The sequence below is a fragment of the Porphyrobacter sp. YT40 genome, assembly GCF_006542605.1.
Classification (GTDB): domain Bacteria; phylum Pseudomonadota; class Alphaproteobacteria; order Sphingomonadales; family Sphingomonadaceae; genus Erythrobacter.
Genome location: NZ_CP041222.1, coordinates 3,477,690 through 3,494,883, shown reverse-complemented (window position 1 = coordinate 3,494,883; position 17,194 = coordinate 3,477,690). Strand labels below are relative to the sequence as shown.

Below are 17,194 nucleotides of genomic sequence, written 5' to 3'. Positions count from 1 at the left end.
TCCGATGCGACCGCTCGCCCCTCTTGCCGCGATAGCCGTTCTCGCCGCGCCCGCCGCATTGGCGGCGCGCCCGGTCGAGCTTGCGATCCCTCCGGGCACTGCGGCCGAGGCCGCCATCGCCATCGCGCGGGCGACCAATGCCAGTATCGTCATCGCCGATCCGGCGCTGGGGCGCCGCAGGATCGCCGCGATCAAGGGCCGGATGGATGCGGCGAGCGCGGTGAAAAAGCTGGCGCGGGCGAGCGGGATGCAGGCGGTCAAGGTGGGCCCCGATGCCTGGCGGCTGGTGGCTGCGCCGCAGCGCACCGCAAAGGCCGGGCGACAGCGTCCCGCCGCGGAGACCGCGCGCGCACAGGCCGCCGTGCCGCAACCCCTGCCCGAGGCCGAGGGCCCGCCGATCATCGTCACCGCCAGCAAGCGCGACCTCACCTTCACCGAGGTGCCCGCGCAGGTGACGCTGCTCGACGGCGAACTGCTCGCGCGTGGCGGGGTGGGCGGGACCGAGAAGATCATGCAGCGCAGCGCTGCGGTCAGCTCCACCTATCTCGGCAGCGGGCGCAACAAGCTGTTCATCCGCGGCATTGCGGATTCGAGCTTCACCGGGCCGACACAGGCCACCGTGGGGCAGTATTTCGGCGACCTGCGCCTGTCCTACAACGCCCCCGATCCCGATCTGCGGCTGTCGGACATGGAGCGGGTCGAGATCCTCGAAGGGCCGCAGGGCACGCTTTATGGCGCAGGCTCGCTCGGCGGGATCATCCGCCTGGTGCCGCGCGCGCCGGAGCCGGGGGAGACCAGTCTGGTGGTCTCGGGCGGGGCGGCACTGATCGCCGGGGGCGAGCCGGGCGGCGATGCCAATGCCACGATCAACCTGCCGCTGGTCGGTGAGACCGCGACGCTGAGGCTCAATATCGATGCGGCGACGCTGGGCGGTTATATCGACAAGCCGGGGCTGGGGCGCAGCAATGTCAACCGCACCCAAATCCTCGCCGGGCGCGCGGCGCTGCGGGTCGATCTGGCACCGGACTGGAGCGCCGATGTGATCCTGCTGGGGCAGGATACCGAGGCCGAGGACAGCCAATATGCCGACCGCGAGGGCCGCAGGCTCGAAAGCTCGGCCCGCGTGACCGAAGGCAGCCGGGCGCAATACGGGCAGGCGCAGCTGGTGGTGAACGGGGCGATCGGCGGGATCAGGATCAAGTCCTCGACCGGGATCGGCGCGCAGGATCTGACCGAGCGCTACGACGCTACCGCACCCGGCGGTGCGCCGCGGGTGTTCCGCCAGCGCAACGAAACGCGGATGATCGCCAACGAGACCCGCATCTGGCAGCCTGCCGAGCCGGGCCGCGCGCTGGGCTGGGTGCTGGGCAGCAGCATCATCGACAACCGCAACAGCCTGACCCGAGGGATTGGGCCAGCGGGAGAGCCCGAAACGGCCAGCACCGGGGTCGAGAACACCGTCTTCGAGATCACCGGCTATGGCGAGGCGAGCTACCGCCTGCTCCCCGTGCTGACGCTGGCGGCGGGCCTGCGCGTCACCAGCGTCGAGCTGGGCGGGGAGGGCGAGAATGTGCCGCTGCCGATCGCGATCGCGAACCGGGCGGTCACCGCGACCCGGCGGCAGACGGCGTGGCTCCCCTCGGCCTCGGCACTGGTCGATGTGGGCGCGGATGGCCGCGCATGGCTGCGCTATCAGGAAGGCTTCCGCCCCGGCGGGCTGGCGGTATCGGGCGATTTCGTCCGCCAGTTCAAGTCCGACCGCGCCCGCACGGTGGAGCTGGGCGGCGGTTGGGGCGTGCCGGGGCGGGGCGATTTCGATGTCTCGGCGAGCCTCTCCTACACGCGCTGGCGCGACATTCAGGCCGATTTCATCGACGAGGGCGGCCTGCCGTCGACCGCGAATGTCGGCGACGGCACGATCCTCGCGGCGAGCGTGACCGGCAGCGTGCGGCTCGCGCCGGGCTTGCGGTTCGATGCCGGGGCGACGATCAACGACAGCCGGGTCGATGTGCCGCAGTTCTTCGCACTGACCCCGCTGTCGCTCACCGGGTTCGACATCGTGCCGCCGCGCGGAGCCGAAAGCGCGGCGCGCGTTCTCGCCGCGCCGCGTCTGGGGCGCATCCCGAATATCGCGCAGGTTTCGGGGCGGGCGGGGCTGCAATGGCGGCGCGACTTCGGCAATGGCACCGCGCTGCTGGCCGATGGCTGGATCAGCTATGTCGGCAAGTCGCGCCTCGGGGTCGGCCCGGAGCTGGGCGAATTGCAGGGCGATTATCTCGACAGCGGGCTCATCGTGCGCTTCGGACGTGACAATGCCGGGCTGACTCTGACGCTCTCCAACCTGTTCGAAAGTCAGGGCAATCGCTTTGCGCTGGGCACCCCCTTCTCGACCGGGCGGGCGCAGGTCACTCCGCTGCAGCCGCGCACCATCCGCATCGGCTTCGACACACGGTTCTGATTTTTTTGCGTTTGGGGCCAAGGCGCGCGGGCAAGGTCTCCGTCTCCTGAGACAAAGGATCAGGAGGACCCCCGAACATGAATACCCGCACGCTTCTGGCTGGCACCGCGCTTGCCGCTCTGTCAGGGCCGCTCGCCGCGCAGACCGTCATCACCACCGCGCGCACGACGCCGGTGGTGACCTCGACCGTTAACAACGGCCAGCCTGCCGACGTGCGGATCGAGACGGCCGGATCGGTGACGGTGACGAGCGGCACCGCGGTGACGGTCGACAGCAACAATTCGGTGACCAACGCGGGCACGATCGCGATCAGCAACGCCGACAATGCCACCGGCATTCTGGTGACTGGGCCACGCACCGCCAACATCACCAATTCCGGCACGATCACCATCGACGAGACCTACACCGCGACCGACGCCGACAACGACGGCGACATCGACGGGCTCTTCGCGATCGGCACGGGCCGCACCGCGATCCGCATCGACGGGCCGCTGACCGGCAACCTTAGCCACACCGGAACGATTCTGGTCGAAGGCAACAATTCCACCGGTATCCGCGCGACCGGGCCGATCACCGGCACCTTCACACATGAAGGCAAGACCACCGTGATCGGAAACAATTCGGTCGGCGTGGCGATGAGCGACATCTCCGGCAATGTCCGGCTGGCAGGCGAGATCACGGCGCGCGGCCTCAACGCGCAGGGCGCGGTGCTGGGCGGCGATCTTGGCGGTGCGCTGCGGGTGCAGAGCAATATCGCGGTCAGCGGCTATCGCACCGTACCGGCCCCGGCCGATGTCTCGCGGCTCGATGCCGACGACCTGCTGCAAGGCGGCAGCGCGCTGGTGATCGAGGGCAATGTCGCCAAGGGCATCATCTTCGAAATCGCGCCCGCCGACGCCGTCGCGGGCGATAATGACGAGGACAAGGACGGGATCGAGGACGCCAAGGAAGGCAACACCCGCATCATCGCCTATGGCGCGGCCCCGGCGGTGCAGATCGGCGGCGCAGACGACATCGCCATCGGCGCGACCGAGGGCACGTCGAACAATTTCGGCATTGTCATGGCAGGCACGATATTGGGCGATGGGGTCTATTCCGGCGTCACCGGCACGGGGATGCGGATCGGCGGGCGCGGCGGGGATGTGGTCATCGCCAACGGGATCCAGATCAATGGCCAGATCGGCGGAGCGGCGCGCGCGGCCAATGCCACCGCGCTTGAGCTTGGCGCCGGCACCACCGTCCCCGTGATCAACAACGCGGGCACCATCGCTGCCAGCGTGACCGGCACCGACACCACCACCGGCCAGGCGACCGCGATTCTGATCGACGAGAACGCGAGCCTCGGCATCCTGCGCAATTCCCGCTCGATCACCGCAGCCACCACCAAGGCCGGATCGGCTGTCGCCATTCTCGACCGTTCGGGCACGCTCGGACTGATCGAAAACAGCGGCGCGATCTCGGCGAGCGGGGCCGATGCGGCCTCGAACCGCAATGTCGCCATCGACCTGTCGGCGCGCACCGCGGGCAGCATCGTCCGCCAGACCGCCGTCAGCAGCGGCAACCCCGCACCCTCGATCATCGGCGACATCCGCTTCGGCAGCGGCAATGACCTGCTCGAGCTGCTCGACGGCGGCGTATCCGGCACGGTCAGCTTCGGCGGCGGCACCAACCAGTTGCTGATGAGCGGCGATGCGATCTTCAGCGGCACCGCCGATTTCGGCGGCGGCGCAGGCACGCTGCGGATCGCCGACACGGCGGGCCTCGGCGGGCGACTGGCCAATGCGCAGAATGTCGCAGTCAATCTCGCAGGCGGCACGCTGGCCCTGACCGGCCCCGCCACGATCGCCAGCCTCGATGTCGGCGCGACCGGCGTCATCGGCGCGACGCTTGGCGGGGCGGCGGGCACCGACACCGCGATCACCGTCACCGGCACCGCGAATTTCGCGACGGGCTCGAAGATCCGCATCCGCCTTGCCGATCTCGATACGGCGGGCGGCACCTACACCGTGATCTCGGCCGGGAGCCTGACGGGGGGGAGCAACCTCACCGCCGACAGCGCGCTGGTGCCGTTCCTCTACAAGGCGGCGTTGGCGGTGAGCGGCAACAACATCAATGTCGCGATCACCCGCAAGGCGACCGCCGATCTTGGCCTCAACGCTTCGGAAAGCGCGGCCTTCGACAGCCTGTTCGACGCGCTGGGCGAGGACGACAAGGTCGCCGGGCTGTTTCTGGGCATCAACAATGCCGAGGTGTTCCAGGCCTATGTCGCCCAGACCCTGCCCGATCACGCCGGGGGCACCTTCGAAGGGCTGAGCCAGGGCCTGCGCGCCTTCGACCGGCACTTCATGGATCCCAACACTCCCTTCGACGAGGAAGGCAAGTTCCGCATCATCGCCGATTTTGCCAACTGGAACCTCGACAAGGAGCGTGGCGATTCGGCCGCTTTCGACCTCACCGGGCTGGGGTTCCGGGGCGGTGCGGAATACCTCACCGGCTTCGGCGCGGTCGGCGTGACCGGCAGCTGGCTGTGGAGCAAGCACAAGAACGGCCCGTTCGACAATTCGGTGCTGGGTGACAGCTACGAAGCCGGCGTCCACTGGCGCGGCAAGTTCGGCCCGGTGATCGGTTTTGCGCGCGTGGGCGCGGGCAAATCCAGCTTCTCGGGCAGCCGGGTGTTCGCCGGAGGAACGGGCACCGATGCCGTCAATTACACCATCCAGCGCGACTGGGATGGCGATTTCGTCACCGCAACCGGCGGCGTGTCGATCGAGGGCGGATCGCAGTTCTTCTTCTTCCGCCCCTCGGTGGTGATCGACTACCTGCGCCTGAAGGAAGACGGCTATACCGAAACCGGTGGCGGCGATGCGCTGAACCTGACGGTCGAGGACCGCGCCAGCAAGGAAGTCGGCATCAACGGCGCGGTCGCCGTGGGTGCGGACCTGTGGGGGATGCAGGCGCGCGATACGGGCTGGTTCCGGCTCGAGGCCGAAGGCGGCTGGCGCGAATTGCTGACCAGCGATCTCGGCGCGACCCGCGCACGTTATGGCGAAGGCGACCTGTTCACGCTCAACCCCGAAGGGCGCGACAGCGGCTGGTTCGCCCGCGCCCGCGCGCTGGGTGGGGATGGCAGCTACAAGATCGCCGGCGAGCTCGGGCTGGAAGAACAGTTCGGCGAGATCGGCTACAGCTTGCGCGCATCGATCCGCTTCGGCTGGTGATGCGCGCCGGGTGCCGACAGCCGAATGCCCCCCCGCAGGCCCCGTCGGCACCCGCTTTTCTGACCGCTACCGCGTAACCACCTGGCTCGACATCGGGGCGAGTTTGGCGAGCAGGCGGTTCTGCGCAGCGAAGGGCACGCCCGCTTCGCGCATCGCGGCCTGAAGGTTTTCGACCAGCGCGTTCATGTCGGCCTTGGTCACGCCCATCTCGGCGTGCGAGGCCGCCATGTCGCGCCCGGTATAGTCGCAGCCCGCGCCAAGCAGGTAGCAGAACTGTTCGCCAAGCGTGCGCTTGAGTCGCACCATGTCATGCGCGGCGAAGATGTCGGCGATGCGCGGGTCGGCTTCGGACAGCTCGACCGTGCGTGCCGCGATCCGGCGGATGCCCTCGCGCCCGCCGAAGTCGGCGACCAGCGCGGCGCTGTCATAGGGCGCGGCTCCGGCGTTGGCGTTGGACTGCTCGTAAGGATCGACCGGCAACTCGCCCGTCACCGGATCGCGCTGCTTCAACTCGACCCCGAATTCGGCGTCCCAGTCGGTTCCCTCAGCGGGCGCCTGCTGGGCGATCAGGAGCACGGCGGCGGCGGTGGCGGTCAGCAGCAGCATGAAGGATACTCCGAGGGCAGTGTCAGAACGCGACCTGTGCGGACAGGAAACCGCCGCGCTGATCGGAGAAGGTGGCGATCGAACCCAGGTCGACATAGGCTGCCGTCAGGGTCAGATTGTCGGTCAGGGCATAGGCGGCGAAAATGTCCATCCAGTCATCATCGCCGAGGCCGAGATTGTCCGGCTTGGAGCGATATTCCGCTCCCACCACCGCGCGGCGCGACAGCTGATAGCCGAGCGAGCCTTCGAATTGCAGCTTGTAGTCAGCCCCTGCCGCCGATCCGAATCCGAGCAGGCCGAGCTCGTTCGCCTCGGTATAGCGCAGTGTCGCATTGACCAGCACGCTGCGCGCAAGGAGCAGCTTGGTGGCGCTGAGCGTGTAATCCGTGCCCTCGTCGTCCGCCGCGCCCAGCGCGCGCACCAGCGCGCCGTCACGGCTGCGCTTGTGCTCGATGCCCACCGCGATCTGGGGCAGCCAGCTTTCGCCATAGACAAGATCGCCCGCCACCCGCAGCTTTGCGCCGAACGTGTCCATGTTGAAGGTGTAACCCTGCCCGATTCCCAGCAGGGCGCCGACATCGCGGGTGTCGAAATCGGCGCGGGAGTAGGACAGTTCCACCCGGTCGCCGAACCCCACCGCCACGCCGTAGGAGCGCCAGCCATAGTCGGGCAGCTCGACCGCAGTGGCATGGGCCGAAAGCCCGATTCCGCCCGGCATCTGCCGCCCGCCGATCGTCGCCCAGCGTGCAAGACCGCCGCCCGAGGAGCCCTCCACGGTAGTGACGCCGTTGGTGAGCAGCAGCTTTCCGCCCTTGAACAGATCCACCTTGCCCAGCCGCAGGCCTTCATCCGCCAGAGCGGTGCTCTCGCCAAGCGGTTGCAGCGCGCGTGTTGTGGCGACCTGGCCGGACGGGGGAGCGGGCGAGGCCGGGGAGATCGCCAATGCGTCCTCGTCCAGAACCTCGGCATAGATGATCCGGGGCGCTGGCGCTTCGGGGCGCGCGTCAGGTTCGACGGGCAGGGTGGTCTGGGCGCTCGCGGCAGTCGCAAGCGCCGCCAGGCTGGCAAGGCACAATGTCATTTCGGCTATCGGCCTAACCGGAAAGGGTAAATTTGCCCTAAACCATCAGGCGAAGGTTTCTTAAGGGGTGTGCCCTAAGGCCGCTGCCGACCATGTTGCCGTTCTGCTTCCCCCGTGCCCTTTCCCGGCCTCGTTCCGCTCTCGTCTTCTCGTGCCTTGCCGCCGTGGGAATCGTGCTCGCAGGCGCGCCCCTGGCCGAGGCGGCGGGCCCTGCCAGCCTGCGCGTGCAGGTGGTCGACGAGCGCGGGATTCCGGTGCGCGATGCGGTGGTCGAACTGCGCAGCGCCAAGCCCGCGGCGGGCGCGATTCGCTTCCCCTGGAAGATGGGAATGGCGCAGAAAAACCAGCAATTCACCCCCGGCACGCTGATCGTCGCGCGGGGCAGCACGGTTGCCTTTCCCAATCTGGATCAGGTGCGCCATTCGATCTACTCCTTCTCCAAGCCTGCCCGCTTCGAGATCGAGCTTTACGGCCGCGATCAGACCCGCACGCACACCTTCGCCGTGACCGGCAGCGTCAAACTGGGGTGCAATATCCATGATCAGATGCGCGGCTATATCCGCGTTACCGACACGCCCTTTGCGGGCAAGACCGACGGCAACGGCTATGTTACCCTGACCGGGATGGCAGGCGGCGGAGCGAGCCTCACCGTGTGGCACCCGCAATTGCGCGGGGTGGCCAACGAGAGCAAATCCGCGATCACCATCACCGGCGGCGCGCAGACGCACAAGCTGAAGGTCTCGGTAAAGTGAGCCCGACGACACTGGTGGCATCGCCGGCGCGCGCCGCCTGGGCGCGTGTGTCGGGGCTGCGCTTCGGTTCGCTGCGCACGCGCATCGCGCTGCTCTATGCCGCGCTGTTCGCGGCGGTGCTGGGGCTGGTGGTCAGCCTCGCCGCGGGCGCGCTGGAGCGCTTTGCCGAGGCGGGTGCCGCGCGCGACCTTGGCGCCAATGCCCGCGTTTTCGACGAAATCCTCGCCGGCCGGGCGCGGCAGATGGGCGATCAGGCCGGGGTTCTGGCGCATGATTTCGGCTTTCGCGAGGCGGTCGCCACAGGTGACGCGCCGACCATCGCCAGCGCGCTCGAAAGCCTCGAAAACCGTGTGCGCAGCGACATGGCTTTCGTGCTGACTTTGGAGGGCGAGGTGCTCGCCGCCGATGCCAGCGGCGTGCCCGCGCCCGAAACGCTGTGGACCCGGCTCGATGAAGGCGGCACCCGGGGGATCATCGCCTCGGACAAGGGGCTGGCGCTGGCCGCCGCATCACCGATCGAGGCGCCCGACCTCATCGGCTGGCTGGTGATCGCCCAACCCCTCGACCGCGCCGAGCTCGACCGGCTGGTGGAACTCGCCCCGATTGCGCTCGATGCCCAGGTGGTCGAAGCCGGTGCGCAGGCCCCCTGGCTGAAAGACGCCGCCGCCGATGCCGTGTTCGAGCGCGAAGCCGCAGGCGAACGCTCGCTCTATCACGTGTCCGATCTCGCCGTCCTGCAGGACGGGATCGCCCCGCGGCTGGTGCTGCGTCACGGGCTCGACGAATCGCTCGCCGCCTACAGCAGTCTCAAGGGCTGGCTGATCGCGCTCGCAGCGGCCGGGATCGCGCTGGTGCTAGGCCTCAGCTGGAAGGTTGCGCGCACCGTGACCGAGCCGCTCCAGCAACTCGATACCGCCACCCGGCTGATCGGCGAGGGCCGCGAGGTCACGCTCCCGGTCGAAACCGATGACGAAATCGGGCGGCTGGCGGAAAGCTTCAACAAGATGGTCGCCGCGATCGAGGAGCGCGAGCGGGAGATCATCCATGTTGGCCTGCACGACGGGCTGACCGGCCTGCCCAACCGCAAGCTGTTCACCGAACAGCTCGCCAACACCCTCGCGCGCCGCCGTGCGGGGGAGCGGGTGATGGTCGCCTATGTCGATCTTGATGACTTCAAGATGGTCAACGACACGCTCGGCCACCCCGCTGGCGATGCGCTGCTGCGGATGGTCGCCGATCATCTCAAGGAAGACCACCCCGATGCCTTGGTGGCACGTCTGGGGGGCGATGAATTCGCGATCCTTATCGACGGGATCGACGACAAGGCCAGCCTCGGCAACATCGCCGACGGGCTCCAGCGCAGCTTCGATCGCCCGCTGTCGGTCAATGGCCAGGCGGCGACCTGCGGGGCGAGCATCGGGATCGCGATGGCCCCGCTCGACGGCGAGGACGGCATCACGCTGATGAAGAACGCCGACCTCGCGCTCTACCGCGCCAAGCATGAGGGCAAGGCCGGGTATCATTTCTTCGAACCTGCGCTGGACGAAGCCGCCCGCCAGCGCCGCCAGCTGGAGCTGGACCTGCGCGCCGCGATCAAGGATGGCGGGTTCGAGTTGCATTTCCAGCCGCTCTATTCGCTGGCGGAAAAGCGCCTGACCGGGTTCGAGGCGCTGATCCGCTGGAACCATCCCACGCGCGGACGGGTCAATCCGATGGAGTTCATCGCGTTGGCGGAGGAAACCGGCCTCATCATTCCGATCGGCGAATGGGTGCTGCGCGAGGCCTGCCATCAGGCCAGCATGTGGCCCGACGATGTGAGCGTGGCGGTCAACGTCAGCCCCAAGCAGTTCGCCGCCAGCGGGATCGCCAGCACTGTGCTGTCGGCGCTGTCGGCCAGCGGCCTGCCGCCGCACCGGCTGGAGCTGGAGATTACCGAAAGCATCTTCATCGCCGATGTCGATACCACGCTGGCGACGCTGCACAGCCTGCGCAATCTGGGCGTGAAAATCGCACTCGACGATTTCGGGACGGGCTATTCATCACTAAGCTACCTGCGCTCCTTCCCCTTCGACAAGGTAAAGATCGACAGGAGCTTCGTCGAGGATCTGGGCACCAGCACCAACGGCCATGCCGTGATCCGCGCGATCACCACGCTGGCCAATGCGCTGGGGATGGAGACGCTGGCCGAGGGGGTGGGGGATGTCGCGCAGTTCGAGGTGCTCGAACGCGAGGGATGCCAGAACATCCAGGGCTATCTGTTCTCGCGGCCGGTCGCCGCCAACGCGGTCGCCGGGCTGCTGCGCGACGGGGCGGGGTATCAGCGCGAGCTGCGCGGCTGAGCGCGGGCCTGATCCGCCGCTTCGCCCTGTTCCTGCACGAAGACCATGTAATCCACGATTGCGGGGATCGCCGCCTCGTCGACCGGGGCCTTGTAGGTTGTGATCATCTTCTTTGCGATGCTCTCCCACTTTTCGCGCGGCACCTTGGGCTGCTGCAGCATGGTCGAGGGCGAATGGCAGGCGGTGCAATTGGCGAGCACCGCCTCGCGCCCCGGGCCTTCGGGGAGGTCTATGGGATCGTCGGGGAGGGTGATGCTGGCATCGGCGAAGGTGACGCCCGGCTCGCTGTCGCAGGCGGCCAGCAGGGCGAGCGCGGGGAGGATGGCGAGCGCTCTCATCGGGCCCTCAGGGTGATGCGTTCGATCACGTTGCGGGCATAGCCCGAAGGATTCCAGACAAAGATGTCCGGCTGCACCGCGCCGTTCACGTTCCGGGCGCGCACGCCGACCTGTTCGAAATCGCCCGCGACTTGTGGCAGCTCGACCGACCAGCGGCGGAAGGCGTAGGGGCCATGATCCTCCGGGCCGAGAGTGCAGGGGATTTCCCAGCCCTGTCCGACCAGATCGACCCGCTCAAGCGCAGCATCGCCGCCGAAAGCGATCCCCTCCAGCACCAGCGGCCGGCCGAGCGCGACGGTGTCGCCGTCGGCATGACTGGTGATGAAGCTGCGCGGCGGCATGGCGGTGATGGGGACGGTAGGGAAGCCCTTGTCCCCCGGCTGCACCGGCGCTGCCGGAAAGCGATAGGTGTCGGCCATGTAGTGGCTCGGGTCCTCGTCGTCGTCGATCACCTCGATCGTGGCGAGCATCTTGACCCAATAGGTCGAAAACCACCCCGGCACGACGATCCGCAGGGGGAAGCCGTGCAGGATCGGGAGCGGTTCGTCGTTCATCGCCCAGGCGACCAGCACATCGTCGCGCATCGCCATGTCCATCGGAAGCGACTTGATGAATTGCGGCGCGCCGTCGGTGAGCGGCACGTCGAGCCCGGCAAAACGCACGCGCTTGGCCCAGGGGGCGGTGCCCCCCGCCTTGGCGAGCACATCGCGCAGCCGCACCCCGGTCCACTTCGCGCAGCCCATCGCGCCGTTGCCCCACTGGCCGCCGGTGACGCGCGGCTGCGACAGCCCGCGCCCGTTGCCCGCGCACTGGTTGACCGCGACCACCGAGACATGCTCGCCCGCCGCCGCGACCTCGTCGAGCGTGAGCGATACAGCCCGCTTCACCGCGCCGCCCACCGCCACGCGGTGCTCGCTCGCCTTGATTTCGGTCGGGAAAGGCCAGTTCCAGCGCACGAACATCCGGTCGTTCGGCGTGATCGTGCCCTCGCGAAAGGCGCTCATCGGGGTTTCGAGCACCGGCGGGCGGATGCGGTGGACGATCATTTCGCCCTTGCCGGGGAAGGCGGGTTCGAGCGGGCGCAGGCTCGGCCCGCCGGGGAGGCCGAGATCGATCAACCGTCCCGCCTGCTGCGCCAGCACGGGCGCGGCCAGCGCGGTAACGCCCACCCCGGCGATCAGCGAGCGGCGGGTGAACCTGCTCTCGCTCATGCGTCTGCCTTTGTGAGCCGCGCGATCAGCGCGCCGATATCCGCCACCGCCAGCCCGTGCGCGGCGATGAGGTCGCCGATATCGTCGATCCGCGCCATCTCGCCATCATCGCGCATGATCGAGCAGATCACCGCCGCATCGCCCGCGCCTGCGAGCCGTGCGAGGTCGATCGAGGCCTCGCAGGCGGAGGGACGGTCGAGCACGCCGCCGGGCTGCGCGATCAGCGGGAAGACATGGCCGGGCGAGTGGATGTCTGCCGCGCTCGCCCCATCGGCGATGGCGACCTGCACCGTATGCGCGCGGTCGGCGGCGGAAATGCCGGTCGACACGCCTTGCGCGGCCTCGATCGAGCGTGCGAACGGCCGCCCGGTCTGGCGATGGGTGCCGGGATTGATCAGCGTCAGTCCCAGCTGCGCCGCGCGCTCGGGCGTCACCGCAAGGCAGATCAGCCCGCGCCCGTGGGTGGCCATGAAGTTGATCACCTCGGGCGTGACTGCGCGGGCCGGGCACATGAAGTCGATATCCCCGCCGCGCAGCCGGTCACCCGCAAGCACGACGATCCGCCCGGCGGCAATTGCCGCGAGCGCGCCGTCGAGATCGTGGTCGAGCGCCGCGGTCATCACGCCAGATCCCGCCCGGCGGCGAAGCTCTTCGCGCCCAGCACCACCTGCCGGCCGACCAGTTCCAGCTGGCCGCGCGCGCGCTCGTCGAGGCATTCCCCATCGGGCGAGAACAGCCCGCGATAGGTGAGGATCGTCGCGCCCATCGGGGTCGGCCAGCCGCGCAGGGCGTGGGTGATCGCGCGCATCGTCAGCAGCGTCGACATCGAGGCCTGATCGCCGAAAGCGGTCGCAATGAGACCCACCGCGCGGCCATCGAGATAGGGCCGCTCGTCCTTCGCCAGATCCTCGAGGTAATCGAGCGCGTTCTTGACCACGCCTGAGATCGTGCCGTGATAGCCGGGGGCGGCGACCAGCAGGCCATCGGCGGCGCGCACCGCCTCGACCATTTCCGAGCCCAGCCCAGCGCTGTGATCGGGGCCGAGATAGTGGGGGAGCGAAGTGAGATATTCACCGCCGAACACCGTCACTTCGGCCCCTTGCCCTTCCGCAACGGCAGCGGCGAGGCGCAGCGCCTGCTCGGTCGAGGAACCGGGATTGACCGTGCCGCCAAGGGCTACGATGCGGGTCATGCGGGGGTGATCCTTTCAGCGAGATAGGTCTTGAGGCGGGCCGTCTGTTCTGGCGTGAAGCGCAGCCCCAGCTTGGTGCGCCGCCACAGGATGTCCTCGGGCGTGCGCGCCCATTCGTGGGCGACGAGGTGGTCGACTTCGGCGGCGGTCAGCCCGTGGCCGAAATCCTCGCCGAGGTCGGCAGCCGTGCTGGCAGCGGCGAGGATCGACCGTGCCCGCGTGCCATAGAGCCGCACCAGCCGCGCCGCGTCGTGATCATTCAGAAAGGCATAGCGCGCCATCAGATCGCGGGCGAGGGCAGGGGCATCGAAGCGCCCGAAATCGCCACCGGGCAGGGGTGCGCTGCCTGTCCAGTCTGCGCCTTGCAGCACCGGCAGGAAGGGGGCCAGCTTCTCCACCGCCTCTGTTGAAAGTTCGCGATAGGTGGTGATCTTGCCGCCGAACACCGAAAGCAGCGGCGCGTTTCCATCGGCTCCGACATCGAGCTCGAAACTGTAGCCGCGGGTCGCGGCTTCCGGCTTGCCTGAACCGTCGTCGATCAGCGGGCGCACGCCGGAATAGGTCCAGACAACATCGGCGGGGGTGACAGGCTGGCGGAAATATTCGGAGGCGCCCTCGCACAGATAGGCGATCTCTTCGGGGGAAGCGCGCACCTCGTCGAGACTGCCGCTGTGATCGACATCGGTGGTGCCGATCAGCGTGAAGTCGCTCTCGTAGGGGATGGCGAAGAAGATCCGGCCATCGGGCAGCTGGAAGAAATAGGCAAAGTCATGGTCGAACAGCTTGCGCACAACGATGTGGGAGCCGCGCACCAGCCGCATCCGCTGCGCCGAAGGCTCGCCCGCCCGGCCGAGCAGATCGAGCACACGCGGTCCGGCGGCGTTGACGACCGCGCGGGCATGGAAGGTCTCGCCGCCTGCCTCGATCCGCCAGTGATCGGCTTCGCGCGTCAGCGCGGTGACCTCGCAGCGGGTGCGCACCTCGCCCCCGCGATCGGCGGCGTCGCGGGCGTTGAGCACCACCAGCCGCGCATCGTCCACCCAGCCATCGGAATAGGCGAAGGCGCGGGTGAATTCGGGCTTCAGCGGCGCGCCCGCCGGGTGGGCCACCAGATCGATGCTTGTGGCCGAGGGGAGATATTTGCGCCCGCCCAGATGGTCGTAAAGGAACAGCCCCAGCCGCAGCAGCCAGCGCGGGCGCAGGCCGCGGCGGTGGGGGAGGATGAAGCGCAGCGGCCAGATGATGTGCGGCGCGATGCCCCACAGGACCTCGCGCTCGGTCAGCGCCTCGCGCACCAGGCCGAATTCGTAATGCTCGAGATAGCGCAGCCCGCCGTGGATCAGCTTGGTGGAGTTGGACGAGGTGCCCTCTGCCAGATCGCCGCGCTCCAGCAGCAGCACCCGCGCCCCGCGCCCGGCCGCGTCGCGCGCGATGCCTGCGCCGTTCACGCCGCCGCCGATCACGGCCAGATCGAACATCGTGCTCATGGGATCACCCCTATCGCGAAGCCGAGCGCGACCACAAGCGAAGCGATGGTCGCCGCCAGCACCGGCATCACCGCGCGCCATCCAAGGCCGAGCAGCAGATCGGTGCGGGTGCGCATCGCGGTGGCGGTGACGGCGAGCAGCAGCAGGGTCTTTGAGGCAGTCAAAGCATGACCCGCCAGCGCGGCGGGCAGGGTGACGAGCGAATTCGCCGCCACCAGCGCAAGGAAGGCGAGGATGAAACCCGGCAGCAAGGGCACGCGCGCCTTTCCTACCCCGGCGGGCAGCGGCTGCGCCCGCGCAATCCACAGTGCGGCGAGCGTCACCAGCGGGGCGAGCAGGGCGACGCGGGTGAGCTTCACCACCGTCGCCTGCGCGCCCGCCGCATCGGACACGGCGAGGCCCGCGCCGATCGATTGCGCGACGTCATGGATTGCCGCTCCGGTCAGAAAGCCCGCCTGCGCGTTGGAAAAGTCGAGCGCGGTCGCCAGCATCGGATAGGTGACGAGCGCAATCGCGCTGGCCGCAGCAAGGATCACCAGCGTCAGCGTGAACTGCGCCTGATCCACCCGCTCGCGCCCGATCACGCCATAAAGCGCCAGCGCCGCCGAAGCGCCGCAGATCGCGGTCGCACCCCCGCCGAGCAGGCCGATCGCCGGGCTCTGTCCCGTCACCCGCGCGGCGGCGAGTGCTGCGAACAGCGCGGCGGCCATCACCAGCGCGAGGCCGAGGAACGGCACCGCGCCCATCGCCAGCACCTGCATGGCAGTCACCTGAAAGCCCAGCAGCACGATCCCAGCCCTGAGGCCATGGCGCGACACCGCGTCGAGCCCGTCATGGGTGCGCGTGTCGCCCGCCACGAAATTGAGCGCGAGACCCGTCAGCAGCCCGGCAAGGATCACCGGCACCCCGTAATTCTGTGCCAGCCACGCCGCCGCCGCCCCAGCGATGGCGGCAATCGCAAGGCCGGGGACGAAACGTGAGAGCGGGCGGCGGGCACGCGGTGCGGGGGCGGCGCTTTCGGCAAGCACCATTTCGCCGAACAGATCGCCGGCAAAGGCCTCGAAATCGGGGCGCGCGTCGCGCTTCATGCCGGCTGATCCGATGTCTGTCTCACGGTGTCACATTCCTACCCCGCGTCGTCCGCCAATGCAACTGCCCGGCCTCAGGCGAAGACGGCTTCGGCTGCCTCCGGACGGCGGATTTCCGGCAACAGCCACTGGAACCATGCCAGCGCCACCAGATAGGACGATGCGGCAAAGATGAACAGCGGCACAAAGCCCAGCCCTGCATCCAGCACCCGCCCTGCGACGAGTGAAATCGCCACGCCGCCCATATTGCCCATGAAGGCGCCAAAGGCCGTCACCCGCCCGACCTTCACCTGCGGGACGACATCGGTGATGGTCGAGAACAGCGAGAGCGAGAAGCCCTGGTGACCGGCCATCACCACCCCGATCATGACCGCCACCGGCCAGAACGAGTTCAGCTCCAGCACCAGCGGCAGCGGGGCGACGATCAGCGCCGAGACCAGCATCACGCTTTTGCGCACGCGGTTGGGGCTCCACCCGGCCTCCAGCAACCGGGTCGAGGCCCAGCCCGCCAGCAGCGCGCCGAGGCCCGATCCGGCAAAGGCAATCGCCAGCGGCACGGCCAGTTCGAGCGTCGAGAGACCAAATTCCTTGCGGTAATAATCGGCCAGCCAGAAATTGATGAACCACCAGGTCATGTCCGACAGCGCCTTGGCCACCACGATCGCCCAGGTCTGGCGGTTCATGAGGATCGGGCCATAGGCCTCCCCGCCTGCGGTTTCCGTCGCGGTTTCCTCCCCGCCGCGCTGGCGCAGTTGGCTGATGCCGCGGGCGAGCCATATCCATGCGAGCAGCGAAACCAAGCCGCCGATCCCGCCCGCCACCAGCGCCCCGCGCCAGCCGACGCTGAGCGCCAGCGCCGGAATGACGAAGGGCATCGCGATCGTCCCCGCGCCCGCCAGCAATGTCGCAAAGCCGAAGGCGAAGCTGCGCTTGTCGGGCGGGAACAGCGCGGCGACGGTCTTGATGGTGAGCGGGGTCTGCACCGCCTCGGTCACGCCGAGGCCGACCCTTGCGGCGACCACCTGCCACGTCGTCAGCGCCCAGCCATGCGCCATCGCCGCGAGGCTCCACGCGCTCGCGCCGACCTGCATCGAGCGGTTCACGCCGAGCCGGTCGACCAGCCAGCCGGTGAACAAGAAGGCAAAGGCGGCGGAGAACTGCGTGACCGCGGCGAGATCGCCGAAGTCGCTGTCGCTCCAGCCGAAATCGGCCATCATGTCGGGCTTGAGGATCGCGATGATCGGGCGATCCATCGCATTGAACACCCCCGCGATGCACAGCACCGTGAACAGCGACCACCGCAGGCGCGCGGCAATGGGAGGGGGGCTGGCGTGCATCAGGGGTTCCTAGATTTCATCGCGGGGGCAGACAAGAAGGGCCGCCGGATCGCTCCGACGGCCCCGTTTGGTGATGTCACGACCGGA

At 68.5% G+C, this 17,194-nt stretch carries 13 protein-coding genes; 4 read left to right on the top strand and 9 right to left on the bottom strand.

The annotated features are described in order from the left end of the window. Positions 1 to 4: 4 nt before the first annotated feature. Complete coding sequence (locus E2E27_RS16315) at positions 5 to 2,458, top strand: TonB-dependent receptor (RefSeq protein ID WP_141460930.1); 2,454 nt, start codon at positions 5 to 7, stop codon at positions 2,456 to 2,458. A 77-nt stretch (positions 2,459 to 2,535) separates the two neighbouring features. Further along, positions 2,536 to 5,676, top strand: a complete 3,141-nt coding sequence (locus E2E27_RS16310; protein ID WP_141460928.1) for an autotransporter domain-containing protein — start codon at positions 2,536 to 2,538, stop codon at positions 5,674 to 5,676. Between the two features lie 66 nt (positions 5,677 to 5,742). Here E2E27_RS16310 and E2E27_RS16305 read toward each other — a convergent pair whose 3' ends face one another. Together E2E27_RS16305 and E2E27_RS16300 are read right to left on the bottom strand one after the other, a co-directional pair. Further along, positions 5,743 to 6,282: a group I truncated hemoglobin gene (locus E2E27_RS16305; protein WP_141460926.1), complete on the bottom strand. Its 540-nt coding sequence runs from the start codon at positions 6,280 to 6,282 to the stop codon at positions 5,743 to 5,745. A 22-nt stretch (positions 6,283 to 6,304) separates the two neighbouring features. Next, positions 6,305 to 7,363 (bottom strand): DUF3034 family protein, encoded by a 1,059-nt coding sequence (locus tag E2E27_RS16300; protein ID WP_141460924.1) that lies wholly within the window; start codon positions 7,361 to 7,363, stop codon positions 6,305 to 6,307. 173 nt (positions 7,364 to 7,536) lie between these two features. Here E2E27_RS16300 and E2E27_RS16295 point away from each other — a divergent pair, with 173 nt between their 5' ends. Both E2E27_RS16295 and E2E27_RS16290 read left to right on the top strand, forming a co-directional pair. Next, positions 7,537 to 8,115: a cupredoxin domain-containing protein gene (locus tag E2E27_RS16295; protein WP_234036098.1), complete on the top strand. Its 579-nt coding sequence runs from the start codon at positions 7,537 to 7,539 to the stop codon at positions 8,113 to 8,115. Continuing rightward, complete coding sequence (locus tag E2E27_RS16290; protein WP_141460920.1) at positions 8,112 to 10,454, top strand: putative bifunctional diguanylate cyclase/phosphodiesterase; 2,343 nt, start codon at positions 8,112 to 8,114, stop codon at positions 10,452 to 10,454. Before E2E27_RS16295 ends, E2E27_RS16290 begins: the two co-directional genes overlap by 4 nt. Here the strand turns inward: E2E27_RS16290 and E2E27_RS16285 are convergent. From E2E27_RS16285 to E2E27_RS16255, 7 genes are all read right to left on the bottom strand, one after another. Further along, on the bottom strand, positions 10,433 to 10,792 hold the full coding sequence (locus tag E2E27_RS16285; protein WP_141460918.1) for a cytochrome c: 360 nt from the start codon (positions 10,790 to 10,792) through the stop codon (positions 10,433 to 10,435). The two genes, E2E27_RS16290 and E2E27_RS16285, sit on opposite strands and share 22 nt — an antisense overlap. Beyond that, positions 10,789 to 12,003: a molybdopterin-dependent oxidoreductase gene (locus E2E27_RS16280; protein ID WP_141460916.1), complete on the bottom strand. Its 1,215-nt coding sequence runs from the start codon at positions 12,001 to 12,003 to the stop codon at positions 10,789 to 10,791. The genes E2E27_RS16285 and E2E27_RS16280 overlap by 4 nt, the downstream gene beginning before the upstream one ends. Beyond that, complete coding sequence (locus E2E27_RS16275; RefSeq protein WP_141460914.1) at positions 12,000 to 12,623, bottom strand: 3,4-dihydroxy-2-butanone-4-phosphate synthase; 624 nt, start codon at positions 12,621 to 12,623, stop codon at positions 12,000 to 12,002. Before E2E27_RS16275 ends, E2E27_RS16280 begins: the two co-directional genes overlap by 4 nt. After that, the gene (locus E2E27_RS16270; protein ID WP_141460912.1) at positions 12,623 to 13,195 is read right to left on the bottom strand and encodes an NADPH-dependent FMN reductase; all 573 of its coding nucleotides are present in this window, start codon (positions 13,193 to 13,195) and stop codon (positions 12,623 to 12,625) included. Before E2E27_RS16270 ends, E2E27_RS16275 begins: the two co-directional genes overlap by 1 nt. Further along, the gene (locus E2E27_RS16265; protein ID WP_141460910.1) at positions 13,192 to 14,682 is read right to left on the bottom strand and encodes a glycerol-3-phosphate dehydrogenase; all 1,491 of its coding nucleotides are present in this window, start codon (positions 14,680 to 14,682) and stop codon (positions 13,192 to 13,194) included. The genes E2E27_RS16270 and E2E27_RS16265 overlap by 4 nt, the downstream gene beginning before the upstream one ends. Next, the gene (locus E2E27_RS16260) at positions 14,679 to 15,770 is read right to left on the bottom strand and encodes a YeiH family protein (RefSeq protein WP_141460908.1); all 1,092 of its coding nucleotides are present in this window, start codon (positions 15,768 to 15,770) and stop codon (positions 14,679 to 14,681) included. Before E2E27_RS16260 ends, E2E27_RS16265 begins: the two co-directional genes overlap by 4 nt. A gap of 74 nt (positions 15,771 to 15,844) precedes the next feature. Then, the gene (locus E2E27_RS16255; RefSeq protein ID WP_141460906.1) at positions 15,845 to 17,107 is read right to left on the bottom strand and encodes an MFS transporter; all 1,263 of its coding nucleotides are present in this window, start codon (positions 17,105 to 17,107) and stop codon (positions 15,845 to 15,847) included. Positions 17,108 to 17,194 lie beyond the last annotated feature (87 nt).